This is a genomic window from Deefgea rivuli DSM 18356, assembly GCF_000620145.1.
Taxonomy (GTDB): Bacteria; Pseudomonadota; Gammaproteobacteria; order Burkholderiales; family Chitinibacteraceae; genus Deefgea; species Deefgea rivuli.
This window is the reverse complement of record NZ_JHVM01000016.1, coordinates 1-18,163: the sequence shown is the minus strand read 5'-3', so window position 1 is coordinate 18,163 and position 18,163 is coordinate 1. Positions and strand designations below refer to the sequence as shown.

Genomic DNA, 18,163 nt, shown 5'->3' with positions numbered 1-18,163 from the left:
TGAAATTTGAATTACAAGTGCCGATGTTGCTCGACTTCAGGCAAGCGTGGAACATCGTCTTCTGGCTCTGGTTCTTTCATCAGAAAATCCATAATGGCCACATCGCCGACAATTTCAGATTCGACCGCAGGCTTAGCATCGGGCTCAAAATCAGGCAACACGGGTACGCCGGTGAAATCGGGCTCTAGCTCAATCACCACGGGTGCCGCTGCGGCCATGCCAGCGTCGAAATTCTCATGTGGTGCAACGCTTGCACGATCAATATTGCGAATAAACAGTTGATTTTCCGGGTCGAGCTTATTGCCAATACTGCGAATCAGCTCCCAATCTGCTTCGTCCTTATGCATCGCTTTAAAGCGATGCGCTAAAGCGCCGTATTCGGTTTTCATCATTTGCTGACGGAATACGCGGAACAGCATCAACCAGCGTTCGGTATCTTCGGGCACATCATCAATCGCCGCATAGAGTAGATCAATGGCTTTGAGCGTTTCGCCTTGCGCTAGATAGTATTGCGCCTGATCCAGATGATCATCCAGCTCTTCTTTCAGCTCAAAACCGGCCTGATTTTTGGTATTTCCGCCAAATAATGACATCACCGTATTTGGTGATTTTGCCATTGTGTGCCCGACTTTGGCCTGAATGATACTCATAATGCTTTGGTTTAAATCGACCGAGCCATTAATTTGAGTACTGTCCCAGCGATCGGCGACAACTTGACGCCGCCACCAGAATAATCCGCCCACAACCCCCAAGCCCAGCCCCATCCAGCCCCAAGGCCAGCTCGATTCGGGCGCGGATTTCACGCGCACCGGAGCGGCGACAGCCTGCACCGGGTTCGCGGTCGTTTTAACTGGTGCAACCGCCACTGGGCTTGCCACCACAATGCTGGCATTAACGGCGCTATCGCTTTTAGCCAGCTGCATTTGTGCCATTTTCAAATCTAAATCGGCCAGTTCAAGCTGCAAACGTTTTTTTAATTCGGTGAGAGTCACAATTTTTTCTTCCAGCGCTTTGGCATACGCTTCAGAATTTGGCTGTGAATTCACTGCGGCCAGCGGCGGCTTAATCGCATCGGCGTCTTCAAGACGTAGCTGGCCGATTTCTTGGCGTGAGGCATCGCTGGCAATCGCGCTACTCGGCGCTTTAACGGGGGCCGCTTTAGGCCGTGGCGGCATAAAAAGTGGGCTGCCTGCATAAATCACCGTGTCGGTCGTTGCCACATTCGGATTCGCGCGTTTTAGCCGATTGAGATATTTCTCGTACAACACCGAATCGGCAGGATAATAACGCGCGGCCACATCGGCTAAAGTGGTGTCTTTTTTGGCGGTTGGCACTCGGGTTTCTGGGCGCAACTGAAACTTCGCCGGACTAGGCATCGCGAGGTGGGTCTCACTCAAACTCGTCGGTGCAACGATTTCAGGAGCAGGATCTAAAAACACAGTAAATTCACGGCTTAATTGCTGATTTCCACATTCAATATTCAATTTCAGCGCCACCACCGGCTCGCTAATGCTTTGATTTGAGTTAATCAAAATCGTACCGATATTCCCATCCCCTTTCGGGCGAATCTGTACATCGCTGCTGCCAATATACGGCGTATCCGCCATTGAGGAGATACTGACGCAGCCCTCAAGACTGGTTTCACTCGGCGACAACTGGTAACTCACACTGCCTTTAAACCGCTGCCCAAGATAAGAATGCGTCTGTAAATCCCCCAAATTGATCGCACCAGCCGGCGTAGCAAGGCTGATTAATAGCATGATGAGCGATTGCTTAATGGGGAGTCTTGGATGCATGATCAAACCTTTCCTGCTCATGTAAGCAGATTGACATGTTTGTTATGATTACTTTGTAGACTTAATTCATCACAATCCAAGTCAAAAATAAGCACTTCCCCCGCCACAGCCATATTTTGCAGCGCAGCACGAAGAATAAATATTTTTATTCAATGACTTATCGGTATTTCGACGTGAAATTTTATGGGTGGCTGAAAGGCGGTCAATGCGGCGAAACACCACCGACATAGCCTATGTTTCAACGATGAGCATCGTTGAAAGATTGAGTTTTTGATCCAAAAATGAATTTTTGCTGTGAGATTGGCGCGGACACGGTGAAACACTCAAGGAGCGCTTTCAATAGGACGATGTATTGCCAGCTAAGCTTTATTGATAAAGGGCTGCAGTCAAATACATCAATATTTCGGATGTGAACATTCCGCAAGGGATTTGCGCAGCAAATACGATGAAATGGCCATCGAGACAATCAACAGCCAGAATCCGCGTGCGAAAATACAGCTTTGCGCACCCTACATGGCTGCAATTAGCCCATAGGAATTTGCCATGATGGATTAACGCCGATGTGACTATCTGTGAACTCATCTAATCCATCAAAATGTTCAATAAAAACTTCTAAACAAGCATATGCATTGATAAATGCATCTTTATCTAATGGCTTTAGTTCGAAATCACTCATTCCACGGCTATAGGCAAAAATTGCATTTATCAAACATTGAAGTTCTGCCAGCCTAAAGAAGTACGAATTAATATTACGTTTTGTAATCAGAAGATGGTTTCTTCCGTATATAGATTCTGATACGCCTTCAAGTCTAGTTTGATTGATTTGTAATCTAATTAAAATTTGTGAAAGATATACTGAGAATTGAGGTTGTGCCAATGCAATGCACTTCTCAAATGTCTGGATATACTTCTCAGGCGATTTCAAATCCAGTAAGAATTCTGGCTTTTGTTCTCTATTATTGTCAATAAATTGACTTGCTTTTGACAAAAGTGAAGCACATTCCTTCAGATACTGAGTTAATTCACTTAATGCATGAGGGAGAAACGAGCGAGCAGCAATAAACTCTCTTCTTTGCTGCTGTAAGGCGTGATATCTTGAAATATAAAATAATATCAATGTAGAAAAGTAGGCCAAAATTCCCGCATTAAATGTTTGCCAGTCATACCAAGCTGCATGTGCAGTTTTCCAACCACCCACAAAAAATGGATAAATTAGCATACAAAAAACATATGCTAGAGCAGCAATCAGACTAATTGCAGAAATATAGAAAATTGGCTTTTCATCTCTATAGATTTGCTTGCATATCGCAACAATTCTCATCAATGCGCCTCTTCCCAATTCATCCCCACGCCCACTTCAGCCAATAGCGGCACATTCAATTGAGCAACTCCCGCCATAATCTCCGGCAATTTGGCTTTTACTAATTCCAATTCACTTTCCGGCACTTCCAAAATCAACTCATCGTGGACTTGCAGCAATAATTTGCTTTGCAGCTTTTCTGCGACCAGCCAATCAGCCACCGCCACCATCGCGAGCTTAATCAAATCGGCTGCGGTACCTTGCATCGGGCCATTAATTGCGGCGCGCTCGGCGCCGGCGCGGCGGGCGGCGTTACTTGATTTGATTTCGGGCAGCCACAGGCGGCGGCCAAATACTGTTTCAACGTAGCCGTGTTCGCGCACGAATTGGCGCGTCATTTCCATGTATTCGGCAACGTGCGAGAAGCGATTGAAATAGCGCTCAATAAAGGTTTTCGCCGCTTCGCGGGTGATTTCCAATTGCGCCGCCAAACCAAACACGCCCATGCCATAGATCAAGCCGAAATTAATCGATTTGGCATAGCGGCGCTGCTCGCTCGACACTTCATCCAGCGCGACGCCAAACACTTCGGCGGCGGTGGCGCGGTGAATATCCAAACCTTGCTCAAACGCAGCAAGCATCGCCGTGTCATTGGATAAATGCGCCATGATGCGCAGCTCGATTTGCGAATAATCGGCCGAAATTAGCTTGCAGCCTGGCGCGGCGATAAAGGCTTCGCGGATTTTGCGCCCTTCCGCAGTACGAACTGGGATGTTTTGCAGATTAGGGTCAGATGAACTCAAACGCCCTGTGACGGCGACGGTTTGGTTAAAACTGGTGTGCACGCGGCCCGTTTTTGGATTCACCATCAATGGCAATTTGTCGGTATACGTCGATTTGAGTTTGGAGAGGCTGCGATGCTCCAGCAGCACTTTCGGCAGTGGATAATCTTTCGCCAACTCGGACAGCACTTCTTCATCAGTCGACGGCGCGCCTTTTGGCGTTTTTTTAATCACTGGTAGCTTGAGTTTTTCAAAGAAAATCTCACCCAGTTGCTTGGGCGAAGCCAAATTAAACGGCTGCCCAGCCAGCTCATACGCGTGGTTTTCCAGCTCAATCAAGCGCAGGCCAATATCGTGGCTTTGCCGCTGTAAGAGAGCGCCGTCGAGCAAAATACCGTTGCGCTCCATCGTATACAGCACCGCGCGCGATGGCATTTCAATGTCGCGGTAGACTTCAAGCAAACGCCCCGTTAAACGCGGCTTAAGGGTATGCGCCAGACGCAAAGTAATATCGGCGTCTTCCGCCGCATACCTCGTTGCAATTTCGACATCGACCTCGGCAAAGCCAATTTGTTTGGCGCCTTTGCCGCAAATTTCTTCGTATTTGATCGTCGTTTCGCCCAGCTCACGCGCGGCTTGATCGTCCATATTGTGTCGTTCGTGGCTTGCCAAAACGTAGGACATCAGCAGCGTATCGTCACTAATTCCGGCAAGCGCGATGCCATAATTGGCTAAAACATGCTGATCGTATTTTAAATTTTGGCCAACTTTATGGTGTGTCGCCGATTCTAACCATGGTTTAAGCAGCGCCAAGGTCGCATCCAAAGGCAATTGCTCAGGCTGATCGGGGCCGTTGTGCGCCAGCGGCAAGTAGGCCGCTTCGCCCTCCACCACTGAAAACGACATGCCGACTAAGTGCGCTTGCATCGCGTCCAAACTTGTCGTTTCGGTATCAAAAGCAGTCAGTTCAGCGGCATTAATTTTGGCCAACCAATGGCTTAATTTCGCTGCGGTATTAATCGTTTCATAATGCCGTTCTAAAATCATAGGCCTAGGTATATCGATCAAAGCCTCTACAGATGATTCTTGTGTGGCAATACCTACATCAACAACAGGTTCGGCAAATAAATCATCACTGACAGGCTTTGCGGAAACAGGCGTTGGTGCTGCCGCGACGCGGCTTTCCATTTCCCGAATCCACGTGCGAAAGCCAAAGCGTTTGAACAGCGTCAATAAAGTGGCGCTGTCCTCATTCGTCGGCTGCAAATCGCTAATGCCATTGGGCAACTCAGCGCTTAAATCCACATCGCATTTAATCGTCACCAAGGCTTTGGCCATTGGCAGCCATGCCAAACTATCACGCAGATTTTGCCCCACCACGCCTTTGATTTCATCGGCGTGCGCGATGACATTATCCAGCGTTTGGTATTCGGCCAACCATTTGGCAGCAGTTTTCGGGCCGCATTTGGGCACGCCTGGCACGTTGTCGACGGTATCGCCAATCAGCGCCAAATAATCGACGATTTGCTCTGGCCACACATTGAATTTGGCAAAGACTTCATCGCGGCGCAGCACTTCTTCGGTCATGCTGTTTTCAATTCGCGTAAATTCATCCACCAACTGCGCCATATCTTTGTCGCCAGTCGACATAATCGTCGTAATCCCTTGCCGACTCGCTTCGCGTGCCAAAGTGCCGATCACATCATCGGCTTCAACACCATCTATCATCAAAATCGGAATCCCAAACGCGGCGACGGCGGCGTGAATCGGCGCAATTTGTACGCGCAAATCATCCGGCATCGGTGGGCGCTGCGCTTTATATTGGGCATAAAGATCATCGCGGAAAGTCTTGCCTTTGGCATCGAACACGCACGCGATATAATCCGCAGACGTTTGCTGCCGCAGTTTTTTCAGCATGTTTACAAAGCCAAATACTGCATTGCTCGGGGTTCCATCGGGCGCGGACAATTCGCGAATCGCATGAAAGGCGCGATATAAATACGATGATCCATCAATTAAAAGCAGCGTCGGCATGCGAGATTTCTCTATACTGTTGTAAGAATGATTAGTGCAGCGTGCATTATACGCCCTGACGGGCCCCGACTTATTTTCCGCATACCCTCAAGGAGTGAAAAATGCGTAGCCTGATTTTCAGTTTGAGTTTATTCATCGCCCTGCCCGCCGTGTCCGCCGAAGTTGCCGATGCGCCGCCACCAATGCCAGCAGAAGCCGCGCCAACAACTGACGCCCCCGCTCCCGATATTCGCGTCATTGAAAGAGGCAACGCGACATTGACCGAATACCGTATTCACGGTCATTTGTATCAAATCAAAGTTGTACCCGTTGTCGGCCAACCGTATTTCTTAGTTGATCCTGCGGGCCAAGGCAATTTTGTTCGCCAAAGCGGTCCAACTGAAAATATCGCCGTGCCACGTTGGGTATTATTCCGCTGGTAATTAGTCTGCAATACCCAATAGTCAGCCCGCCTTCACCATCAAATGGGTAAGCGGGTGTTTTGCCCCAAAGCGAATGATGATTCATACTGCGCGCCTACTGGAACCCGAGAGCACTCATGTCTGTTTTTACTACCGTCGAGACTTCCGACCTCATCCCGTTTCTACAGCGCTATTCACTAGGCCAGTTGCTAGAACTCAAAGGTATTTCGGCGGGCGTGACCAATACGAATTACTTTGTCACGACCACGCATGGCAAATACGTTCTCACTCTATTTGAAACGCTGCGCGCTGATGAATTGCCGTTTTATGTGAATTTGATGGTGCATCTCGCGCAGCACGGTATTGCAGTAGCAGCGCCGATTGCCAATTTGCAGCATCAATACATTGATGAACTCAATGGCAAACCGACATTGCTCGTGCCTTGCCTGCCCGGCGCAGTGATTGAGCATCCGAACGCCGAACAATGCGCTCAAGTCGGTGAAATGTTGGCGCAAATGCATTTAGCCGCCGCCAGCTACACCGCCCACATGCCCAATCCACGCGGACCGGCTTGGTGGTCTGAAATTGCGACGACGATGTACCCGCATATGTCTGAAGCCGATGCGGCGCAATTGCACTTTGAGGTGCAATTGCAATCAGAACATCAGCACGACAGCTTGCCTAAAGGCGTGATCCACGCGGATTTATTCCGCGACAATGCGCTAATGAATGGCGAACACGTCGGCGGCTTTATTGATTTCTATTACGCTTGCAACGATGTGCTGCTCTACGACTTGGCCATTACGCTCAATGATTGGTGCGTGCTAGAGAATGGCGATATTGACGCCGAGCGCGCCCGCGCCATGCTCAGCGCGTATCAAAGCGTACGCACGCTGAGTTCTGACGAAATTGCGGCCTGGCCAATTCTATTACGCGCCGCAGCGCTGCGTTTTTGGGTGTCGCGCCTGCTCGATTTTTATCAGCCTGCCGCTGGTGAAATGACTTTTGCCAAAGATCCAAGCCACTTCCAGCGCGTGATTTCACTGCACGCACAACGCCAAGATTTCTGGCTATAACATGGCATTCACGGCGAGCGAATTGCAAACGCATCACTCAGCGCTATTGCGATTTGCGCTGTTTCAATTGAGCGATCAACAGCTCGCCGAAGACGCAGTGCAAGATACGCTACTCGCGGCGCTAGAGAAGCCAGACTCGTTTGCAGGGCAATCCAGCCTAAAAACGTGGCTAATGGCGATTTTGAAATACAAAATCCTCGATGTGCAGCGCCGCCGCTACCGTGATCCGCAATTCATTTCACCGCAGTTGGATGCAGAAAACGATCGCAGTGATTTTGATTCGCTGTTTGATTCTAGCGGCCATTGGGGCTCAGAAGCACCACGCAACTGGGGCAAGCCCGAAGCCAATTTAGAAGACCGGCATTTTTGGCAAACGTATGAACTCTGCGCCACCAAAATGCCTAGGCGCACCGCGATGGTATTTGCAATGCGCGAAGTGATGGAACTTGAAATTAGCGATATTTGTAATCAATTAGACATTACCGCGACTAATTGCTCAGTGCTGCTTTATCGCGCGCGCATGAGCTTGCGCCTGTGTTTAGAGCAAACTTGGTTTGAATCCAGCTCAGTCGATCAATAATTTACTTGCTGTATACCTTGTTCGCACTTGATCTACTGCCTGCCGCGCCTTGCCATAAAATTCTTGCACGAGTATTTTAAAAACACATGATCAAATGCCGTGACGTTTCTTATTTGCTATCCGAATCCCAAGATCGCTCTTTAAGTTTGGGCGAGGCAGTAAGCTTGCGTCTGCACTTAATCATCTGCAAAAAATGCGCCAACTTCTCGCGCCAACTCAAAGTAATCCGACTCGCTAGCCAACGCAAAGCCCGCGACAAAGATCCACATTAAGCCCCAAATAATGCATAGCGAATTTCTGCAGCAACTTCAGTCTTTGACTGAATCTCACGCCATTTTATTTGGCGACGACACCGCAAAGTATTGCCTCGATCAACGACGCCGCTATTGTGGCAGCACTCTCGCCGTTGCTCGACCCAATTCAGTACAGCAACTTAGCGAAATCGCCCAACTGTGCTCACGCTACCGCATCGCGATGGTGCCGCAAGGCGGCAATACCAGCTTGTGCGGCGCGGCGACGCCCGACGAGAGTGGGCAAAGTATCGTCATTTCGTTTGAGCGGATGAATCGAGTAATTGAAGTCGATGCCGACAACAACACGATTACCGTCGAAGCTGGCGTGACTTTGCAACAAGTACAGCAAGCGGCCTTGGCCGCCCAGCGGCTATTTCCCGCCAATTGGGCGGCTGCGGGCAGTTGCCAAATCGGCGGCGCATTGGCGACGAATGCGGGCGGCGTCAATGTGCTGCGTTACGGCAATATGCGCGAATTGACCTTGGGCTTAGAAGTGGTGCTAGCGAACGGCACGATTTGGGATGGGCTGCGTGGTTTACGCAAGGACAATACCGGCTACGACTTGAAGCAATTATTTATCGGCGCTGAAGGCACGCTAGGCTTGATTAGCAGCGCCGTGTTGCGCCTCTATCCACTACCCACTGCGCATGCGACGGCACTGATTGATGTAGGTTCGCCTACGGCGGCCGTTGCCTTGCTGCGTCAGTTGCAAGCTCAAGTCAGCGATCGAATTACATCATTTGAGCTGATCTCACGCCCTTGCTTGGCATTGCTGCAAAAGCATTTTTCGAATCTGGCTCAGCCCTTTGCCAGCTTGCCTGAATGGTGTGTATTGCTTGAGTTATCGGATGGCGGCGATAGTGAAGCACTAATTGAACAACTCGCTAAAATTCTGAATGACACTGGATTTGAAAATGCTTACGTCGCGCAAAATCAGCGTCAGTCCGCTGATTTTTGGCGTTTACGCGAACATATTCCCGAAGCGCAGCGCCTTGAAGGCGTCAGCATCAAGCATGACATCAGTATTCCGGTTGGGGATATTCCGCGATTTTTGATTGAATGTCAGACACAATTAACGGAACAATTTAGCGATGCAAAAATCGTCGCTTTTGGTCATTTGGGCGATGGTAATTTGCATTACAACTTATTTCTGACTGAGACTAGTTCCCTAATTTATCAACATGAAGCAGCAATTAATGCCATTGTTTATCAACTAGTTGCCCAATACAATGGCAGCATCAGTGCTGAGCACGGCATTGGCCAACTCAAGAAAGTTTCGCTCACACACTATCGCAGCCCTTGCGAGTTGGCGCTAATGGCCAGTATTAAAAATGCGCTCGATCCACTCGGCCTAATGAACCCCGGCAAAGTGCTAAATTGACACAAATTGACAATTACACGGCAGCCCATCCCTAGCTATATCTAGTTGTCATCAAACGGCTAGTGTATGCTCAGCGTCGGGCTTACTGCTCTAAGTAACGGTACAAAAGTTTTCACGCAAGATGCATGTTACGCAGGTACAAATGCGTAAGACAGAACGCAGCAGCGCGAGGTTTTTTGTCTTTCTACTTACAACACAATATTTTTAATGGGTCGCTATGGATAGTTCTACCAACACATCAGCCAAGCATGCGTTTGATTGGCATGTTAGCGAAAACCAAGCGCATTTCGACCCGCTACTCGACTGCCTCGTCGAACTAACTCGGCTGCATGGCACGCCTTGGACGCACGAAGCACTCGCTGCTGGCCTGCCGCTGGTAGATAACAGACTCACGCCTTCTTTGCTGCCACGTGCAGCACACCGCGCCGGATTATCGGCACGTGTATTGCGTCGCAATCTGAATGAAATCCCAGAACGCCTACTCCCCGCTATTCTTTTACTGAACGATAAACGCGCCTGCCTTTTGCTAGAGCGCCTGCCTGATGGGCAATGCAAAGTCCGCTTTCCCGAAGGCGGCGAATCGGTAGAAACGCTGAGTGAAGCCGAACTCATTGAAGCCTATACCGGCGTCATGCTGATTGTTCGTCCGCGCTTTCGCTTTGATTTGCGCACACCCGAAATGGGCAAAATTCGTGAGCGGCATTGGTTTTGGGGCGTTGTCTTTGATAATTGGCGGATTTACCGCGACGCATTAATCGCCGCATTGCTAATCAATATTTTCGCGTTGGCGATGCCACTGTATTCGATGAATGTGTACGACCGCGTCGTGCCGAATCATGCAATGGAAACGCTGTGGGTGCTCGCGCTCGGCGCAACGCTGGTACTGGGCTTTGATTTCGTACTGCGCACAGCGCGTGGCTATATTTTGGATGTGGCATCCAAGCGCATCGACGTGACTTTATCGGCGCTGATTATGGAACGCGTGCTCGGCATCCGCATGAGCGCCCGCCCCGCTTCAGTCGGCTCATTCACCGCCAATTTGCGTGCGTTTGAATCGGTACGTGATTTTATTGCATCGGCTTCGATTACCACCTTGGTGGATCTGCCTTTTGTACTGATTTTCTTCTTGGTGCTAGTTTGGATTTCCCCTTGGCTGGTTTTACCACCGTTGGTGGGTGCGATTTTGATTATTATTTTTGCATGGTTGGCGCAGGCCAAAATGAATCAGTTGGTCGAACTCAGCCAGCGCGCTTCGGCGCAGAGAAATGCCACGCTGGTTGAAAGTATGGTCGGCCTTGAAACGATCAAAATTATGGGCGCTGAAAGTGAAATGCAGCGCCGCTGGGAACGCGCAACTCAATTCTTGGCGCAAATTGGTGGCCGCCTGAAACTAATGTCGACGACAACGGTGAATTTCGCCCAAGCCATTACGCAATTAGTGTCGATTGTGATTGTGATTGTCGGCGTGTATTTGTTAATCGAAGGCCAGCTCACGATGGGGGGCATTATTGCGGCATCAATGCTCGCCAGTCGAGCGATGGCACCGCTGGGGCAAGTCGCGGGACTGCTCATGCAATACCAAAATGCCAAGACGTCACTCGGTGCGGTTGAATCGCATATGCAAATGCCGATTGAACGCCCGGCCGATAGCAATTTCTTGCACCGAGAATCTTTCCGTGGCGATATTGAGTTTCGCAATGTGACGTTCAAATACGAAGGCCGCGATGATATTGCGCTCGATAACGTCAGCTTTACAATGAAAGCGGGTGAAAAACTCGCCATTATTGGTCGAATTGGTTCGGGTAAATCCACCATCGAAAAACTAATTTTAGGTCTGTATCAGCCTACAGAGGGTGCTGTACTTGTTGATGGGATCGATACCCGTCAAATCGACCCTGCCGAGCTGCGCCGTGCCGTCGGCTATGTACCACAAGATCCGCTGCTATTTTTTGGCACTTTGCGCCAAAACATCGCGATGGGCGCACCGTATGCCGAGGATAGCCATATTATTGCCGCCGCCGATTTAGCAGGGATTTCTGAGTTTGTGAACGCGCATCCGCGTGGCTTTGAAATGCCGATTAGCGAGCGCGGTGAATCACTGTCAGGCGGGCAACGCCAAGCGATTTCAATCGCGCGCGCCGCACTCAATGACCCGCCGATTTTTATGCTTGATGAGCCCAGCAGCGCAATGGATCATCAAAGCGAAGAACGTCTGAAGTCTCGTTTACGCACTTATTTAGCCGGAAAAACGATGATTCTGGTTACACATCGCACGTCTTTACTTGAACTCGTTGATCGACTGATTGTTATCGATCAAGGCCAATTAATGGCCGATGGACCAAAAGCTCAAGTCGTTGAGGCTCTGCAACAAGGACGAATCGGTAAAGCTGGAGGCGCAACATGAAAACCAGCTTATTAGAAATACAAGTCCTTGACGTATTACCGCCTAAACGCATTGGCAAGGCAGGCGGTCGCGTATGAGCAAATATTTAAAAAAAGCTTGGAATGGCCTGCAAAGCCTGAGCAATGAGTGGTTTGATCGCTATCTGTTTGCTACCGAAAAACGTGATTTAGTCGATGACCGCGATTTTATAGCCGATGCCGATAACGTCATCATGGAGCAAAGCCCACGCGGCGCGCGCCTGTTGATTCGCACCTCTGCATTGGCGGTGCTAGTTTTGCTACTGTGGGCGGGCTTTGCCAAAATTGATGAAGTCACCAAAGGTGAAGGCCGCGTGATTCCATCGAGTGAATTGCAAATTATTCAAAGCTTGGACGGCGGTAGCGTCAAAGAAATCTTGGTACACGAAGGACAAGCGGTTAAAAAAGGCGATTTACTGATTAAGATCGACTCAACACGCTTTGTGTCCACGCTCAATGAAGGCCGTGCGCAATATTTATCGCTTAAGGCCAAAGCAGCGCGCTTGGACGCGATTGCCAATGGCAAACCATTTGCCATGCCCGAAGAAGTTGAAAAAGAAGCGCCCGATATCGCGATGCAGGAAAAACTCTTGTATCAATCCAAAATGGCTGAATTAGATGCCAGCATGGGTATAGCGCGCCAACAGCTCAATCAACGCACGCAAGAGCTAAATGAAGTACGCGCGCGTCGTGAACAAGCGGTGCAAGGTTACGAGCTCACCAAAAGAGAACTCGATGCAACGCGCCCGCTGCTCAAAAGTGGTGCGGTATCGGATGTTGAAATTTTACGGCTAGAACGTGATGTATCACGCTACAAGGGCGAGATGGACAGCGCTTCTGCGCAGATACCCCGCATTCAATCCTCAATTGCCGAAGCGGGTCGCAAAGCCCAGGAAGTCGAGCTCATGTTCCGCAACCAAGCCCGCACCGAGCTGGCTGAAACTTCCGGCAAACTAGGTAGCATCACCCAAGGCAATTTAGGTCTTGCTGATCGCGTGAAGCAATCAGAAATTCGCTCACCGATGGATGGCACGATCAAACAGCTCTTCGCCAATACCGTTGGCGGCGTCGTGCAACCGGGTAAAGACATTATTGAAATCGTTCCTGCGGGTGAAAGCTTATTGCTAGAAGCTAAAGTACTACCCAAAGACATTGCGTTTTTACGTGCTGGGCAACAAGCTTTGGTGAAATTTTCAGCCTATGATTTTTCGGTTTATGGCGGCCTGGAAGCTGAAGTGGTCAATATCAGTGCCGATACGGTGAAAGATGAAAAAGGCAATGCGTTTTACTTGGTACGCGTCAAAACCAAAAACAGCTTCTTGGAAAAAGACGGCAAACGCCTGCCGATTATTCCCGGCATGATGGCCGAGGTCGACATTTTAACGGGTAAGAAAACGATTCTTTCTTATTTAATCAAGCCGGTACTCCGCGCTAAATCTTCTGCATTGACTGAACGATGACCCCTGCGATCTATTTTTATACCACGGACTCCGGCCTGCTGCGCCACTGGCAAGCTACGTTTGACCATGTCGAGCCAGTCGCGCAAGAATGGTCACACAGCAGCGACAGTATTGCTGTTGTTGATAGCCAATACCCCGATTTACCGGCTTGGGATAATCCAATTTGGGCGCGCCGCATGGCGCATCAGCGCACCATCATCGTCAATACCAATCCCAACGATGAAGAAGGCTACGCCGCGCTACTTGCTGGTGCCGCAGCCTATTGTCATGCCGCAGCGCCCAAAGAGCTGCTGCAACAAGTACTCAGCGCAGTCAATTCTGGTGAAATTTGGGCAGGCCGCAGCTTGGTGATGCGTTTGCTCAAGGCCGTCAATCATTTACCTAGCAAAATCGACCCTTTGCTAACCTTATCTGAACGCGAGCGCGAAGTGGCTTACCTTGCCGCACGCGGGCAAAGCAATAAAGAAATCGCCCGCACGCTCAATATCACCGAGCGCACCATCAAAGCCCATCTGAGCGCCTGCTTTGAAAAGCTCAACATCAGCGACCGCGTGCAGCTCACACTGAAAGTCAACGGCATTAGCTAATCCCCTCTTCACAACGCCCCCAGCGCAGCATTCGCCCTTCAACGGACGTGCTGCGCTTTTTCATCTGAAAAAATCTGCAAATCAACCGTCAGCAGAGCATAAGTACAAACCCTAGTGTCCTTCAGTACAATCGCATTTGTCATAACGCTTCGGTAGACTCCAAATTAGAAAATCCTACTTTGGAGTATGACCATGGCTGAGCAAACAATCACTAGCGCAAACGCATCCACTAAACAACAAATCGTTGTCCTCGAAGGTGAAGCATTTGTTAAAGATGCACGCGGTCAATTGCAGCCCATCAAAGCGGGCGACACGCTACTTGAAGGGCAAGTGATTGCAACCAGCGCCACCGGTCATCTCACCATCCTACTGCCGAATGGCCAAATTATTGAACTGGGCGCTGATCGCTCACTGTTGATCGATAGCGACTTACTGGGCACCAATCCAACAGATAGCACTGAAGCGGCCATCGCCAAAACCACCGACAGTGCCGACCAAATCATCAATGCGCTCAATCAAGGCAAAGACCTCTCCGAAGAACTAGACGCCACCGCAGCAGGCCTCAATGCCGGCGCAAGCACCGATGAAGGCAGTGGTTTTGTTCGCCTAATGCGAATCGCCGAAAATCTAGACCCAATCAGCTTTGACTTTAGTACCCAGCTGCCTGGTTTCGAGCCATTGCCAGAACTAAGCAACAACATCAATCCAGCTTCTACGCCAATTACTGCAATCGAACCACCAGCACCCAGCGCAGGTTCACCATCAGTTTCTATTCCAGATACCGATGGCAGCGGAACAGGCACTGGTACAGGTACTAACACCAGCGACAGCACAGTTTCTGAAAGAGACGGCCCAGTCGCAGGCAGCTTTAATGTTTCCGCACCGGACGGCATTAAAGAAATCAACGTCGGCGGCACCGTCATTACTGCGGTGCAACTTGCGACCTTGAGCGCAACACCAATCACGATCAACACCGGTGAAGGCAGTTTGCAACTGACGGGTTTCGATGCCGCAACCGGCAAAGTGACCTACAGCTACGATCCAAGCGTGCAAGCGAATGTCGGTGGTAAAGACGTCATCGACAACATCGCGATCACCGTCACCGACAAGAACAATGTCGTGGGCACGGATAGCCTCGATATCGCCATCCAAGACACCGTGCCAACGGCCAATGCCGATACGAACAGCATCGTTGAGAACACCGCGACAACGAGCGGCAATGTGATCTTGGGCGACGCCAAAGGCGGCGTAGCCGATCTGAACAGCAGCGACACGGGCTTGACGTTGACGACGGCAGGTACGTTTGTTGGTAAGTATGGCACGCTGGTCATTGCGGCTAATGGTACGTACACGTATACCCTTGATAACGCCAATCCAACCGTCAATGCCTTGAACCCAGGCCAATCGTTAACGGATGAAGTGTTTAACTACACCGTTCGCGATGCCGATGGCTCGACCAGCTCGGCGAGTTTGAACATCACCGTCAACGGCGCGAGCGATGGCGGCCCGACTGTATCGATTCCAGATACCGACGGCAACGCCGGTGCGAATGCGTCTGACAAGACCGTTGTAGAAAGCGACGGCCCAATCGCTGGTGACTTTAGCGTTACCGCACCAGACGGCATCAAAGAAATCAACGTCGGCGGCACGATCATTACTGCGGCGCAACTCGCGACCCTGGGTACGACACCAATCACCATTAATACTGGCGAAGGTAGTTTGCAACTCACCGGTTTCGATGCCGCAACCGGCAAAGTGACGTACAGCTACGATCCAAGCGTACAAGCGAATGTCGGCGGTAAAGACGTCATCGACAATATCGCCATCACTGTGACGGATAAGAACAATGTTGTTGGTACCGATAGCCTGGATATCGCAATTCAAGACACGGTGCCGACTGCCAATGCCGACAGCAACAGTATCCTTGAGAACACCGCGACGACGAGTGGCAATGTGATCTTGGGCGACGCCAAAGGCGGCGTGGCCGATACCAATAGCAGCGACACAGGCTTGACGTTGACGACTGCTGGTACCTTTGTTGGTAAGTATGGCACGCTGGTCATTGCTGCTAATGGCACCTACACCTATACCCTTGATAACGCCAATCCAACGGTTAATGCCTTGAACCCAGGCCAATCGTTAACGGATGAAGTGTTTAACTACACCGTTCGCGATGCCGATGGCTCGACCAGCACTGCTGCCTTGAACATCACCGTTAACGGCGCAAGCGATGGCGGCCCAACCGTATTGATTCCGGATACTGACGGCAACCCACCGACAGGCAATGTATCCGACAAAACCGTTGTTGAAAGCGACGGTCCGATTGCCGGTTTCTTCACCGTCAATGCGCCAGATAGCCTTAAAGAAATCAACGTCGGCGGCACCGTCATTACTGCGGCGCAGTTGGCGACCTTGGGTACGACACCAATCACCATTAATACTGGCGAAGGTAGTTTGCAACTCACCGGTTTCGATGCAGCAACCGGCAAGGGCACTTACACCTACGACCCAAATGTGCAAACGCATATCGGCGGCAAAGATGTTATTGACACGATTGCGATTACGGTAACGGATAAGAACAATGTCATGGCTAGCGATAATTTCGACATTGCCATCCAGGACACTACACCAACCGCGAATAACGACAGCAACAGCATCCTTGAGAACACCGCGACAACGAGCGGCAATGTGATCTTGGGCGACGCTAAAGGCGGCGTAGCCGATACCAACAGCAGCGACACAGGTCTGACGTTAACGACTGCGGGTACATTTATCGGCAAGTATGGCACGCTGATCATTGCTGCTAATGGCACGTACACGTATACCCTCGATAACGCGAACCCAACCGTCAATGCCTTGAACCCAGGCCAATCGTTAACGGATGAAGTGTTTAACTACACCGTTCGCGATGCCGATGGCTCGACCAGCACTGCTGCCTTGAATATCACCGTTAACGGCGCAAGCGATGGTGGTCCGACCGTATCGATTCCAGATACCGACGGCAACGCGGGTGCGAATGCGTCTGACAAAACCGTTGTAGAAAGCGACGGCCCGATTGTGGGTGACTTTAGCGTTACGGCACCGGACGGCATCAAAGAAATCAACGTCGGCGGCACCGTCATTACAGCGGCGCAGCTGGCGACTTTGGGCACAACGCCAATCACGATCAATACCGGCGAAGGTTCATTGCAACTGACTGGCTTCAATGCTGCAACCGGCAAAGTCACCTACAGCTACGATCCAAGCGTGCAAACGAATGTCGGCGGTAAAGATGTGATCGACACGATTGCGATCACCGTCACCGACAAGAACAATGTTGTAGGTACGGATAGCCTCGATATCGCAATTCAAGACACCGTGCCAACGGCCAATGCCGACAGCAATAGCATTCTTGAGAATACAGCGACAACGAGCGGCAATGTGATCTTGGGCGACGCCAAAGGCGGCGTAGCCGATACCAATAGCAGCGACACGGGTCTAACGCTCACGACGGCAGGCACCTTTGTTGGTAAGTATGGCACGCTGGTCATTGCTGCTAATGGCACGTACACCTATACCCTCGATAACGCAAACCCAACCGTCAATGCCTTGAACCCAGGCCAATCGTTGACGGATGAAGTGTTTAACTACACCGTTCGTGATGCCGATGGCTCGACCAGCAGTGCTGCCTTGAATATCACTGTTAATGGTGCGAGCGATGGCGGCCCGACTGTATCGATTCCAGATACCGACGGCAACGCCGGTGCGAATGCGTCTGACAAGACGGTTGTTGAAAGCGACGGCCCAGTGACTGGTGACTTTAGCGTTACCGCACCAGACGGCATCAAAGAAATCAACGTTGGCGGCACTGTCATTACTGCGGCGCAACTCGCGACCTTGGGTACGACACCAATCACGATCAATACCGGCGAAGGTAGTTTGCAACTGACCGGTTTCGATGCCGCGACCGGCAAAGTCACCTACAGCTACGATCCAAGCGTGCAAGCGAATGTCGGCGGTAAAGATGTCATCGACAACATCGCCATCACTGTGACGGATAAGAACAATGTCGT

Annotated in this window: 11 protein-coding genes and 1 pseudogene; 9 read left to right on the top strand and 3 right to left on the bottom strand. The window is 50.5% G+C overall.

Going from position 1 to position 18,163, the window contains the following annotated elements:
- Nucleotides 1-11: 11 nt before the first annotated feature.
- The 3 genes from Q320_RS0108215 to polA all read right to left on the bottom strand — a co-directional run bounded on the left by Q320_RS0108215 (nucleotide 12) and on the right by polA (nucleotide 5,912).
- Nucleotides 12-1,796 carry a type IV pilus assembly protein FimV gene (locus Q320_RS0108215; RefSeq protein WP_027468597.1) on the bottom strand — a complete coding sequence of 595 codons (1,785 nt, stop codon included), beginning with the start codon at nucleotides 1,794-1,796 and terminating at the stop codon, nucleotides 12-14.
- A gap of 523 nt (nucleotides 1,797-2,319) precedes the next feature.
- Nucleotides 2,320-3,117 (bottom strand): hypothetical protein, encoded by a 798-nt coding sequence (locus Q320_RS0108210; protein WP_027468596.1) that lies wholly within the window; start codon nucleotides 3,115-3,117, stop codon nucleotides 2,320-2,322.
- Nucleotides 3,117-5,912, bottom strand: a complete 2,796-nt coding sequence (gene polA, locus Q320_RS0108205; RefSeq protein WP_027468595.1) for a DNA polymerase I — start codon at nucleotides 5,910-5,912, stop codon at nucleotides 3,117-3,119. Before polA ends, Q320_RS0108210 begins: the two co-directional genes overlap by 1 nt.
- Nucleotides 5,913-6,013: 101 nt before the next feature.
- On the opposite strand from polA, the gene Q320_RS0108200 reads away from it, so the two are divergent.
- The 9 genes and pseudogenes from Q320_RS0108200 to Q320_RS19085 form a co-directional block, all read left to right on the top strand.
- Nucleotides 6,014-6,334: a DUF2782 domain-containing protein gene (locus Q320_RS0108200; RefSeq protein ID WP_027468594.1), complete on the top strand. Its 321-nt coding sequence runs from the start codon at nucleotides 6,014-6,016 to the stop codon at nucleotides 6,332-6,334.
- 116 nt (nucleotides 6,335-6,450) lie between these two features.
- Complete coding sequence (locus tag Q320_RS0108195; RefSeq protein WP_027468593.1) at nucleotides 6,451-7,389, top strand: homoserine kinase; 939 nt, start codon at nucleotides 6,451-6,453, stop codon at nucleotides 7,387-7,389.
- 1 nt (nucleotide 7,390) lies between these two features.
- Nucleotides 7,391-7,969 carry a sigma-70 family RNA polymerase sigma factor gene (locus tag Q320_RS0108190; RefSeq protein WP_051534594.1) on the top strand — a complete coding sequence of 193 codons (579 nt, stop codon included), beginning with the start codon at nucleotides 7,391-7,393 and terminating at the stop codon, nucleotides 7,967-7,969.
- Between the two features lie 86 nt (nucleotides 7,970-8,055).
- Nucleotides 8,056-8,139 (top strand): annotated as a pseudogene (locus tag Q320_RS22235) (zf-HC2 domain-containing protein); the annotation flags it as partial.
- A 112-nt stretch (nucleotides 8,140-8,251) separates the two neighbouring features.
- Nucleotides 8,252-9,643, top strand: coding sequence for an FAD-binding oxidoreductase (locus Q320_RS0108180; RefSeq protein ID WP_035853178.1), 1,392 nt, complete (start codon nucleotides 8,252-8,254; stop codon nucleotides 9,641-9,643).
- Between the two features lie 217 nt (nucleotides 9,644-9,860).
- Nucleotides 9,861-12,047, top strand: coding sequence for a type I secretion system permease/ATPase (locus tag Q320_RS0108175; RefSeq protein ID WP_027468590.1), 2,187 nt, complete (start codon nucleotides 9,861-9,863; stop codon nucleotides 12,045-12,047).
- Nucleotides 12,048-12,120: 73 nt separating this feature from the next.
- A complete protein-coding gene (locus Q320_RS0108165) occupies nucleotides 12,121-13,524 on the top strand; it encodes an HlyD family type I secretion periplasmic adaptor subunit (protein ID WP_027468589.1) in 1,404 nt (467 codons plus the stop codon).
- Nucleotides 13,521-14,111 (top strand): response regulator transcription factor, encoded by a 591-nt coding sequence (locus Q320_RS19090; RefSeq protein WP_051534593.1) that lies wholly within the window; start codon nucleotides 13,521-13,523, stop codon nucleotides 14,109-14,111. The genes Q320_RS0108165 and Q320_RS19090 overlap by 4 nt, the downstream gene beginning before the upstream one ends.
- 192 nt (nucleotides 14,112-14,303) lie before the next feature.
- The coding region (locus Q320_RS19085) for a beta strand repeat-containing protein (RefSeq protein ID WP_051534592.1) at nucleotides 14,304-18,163 on the top strand (3,860 nt) is incomplete at its 3' end.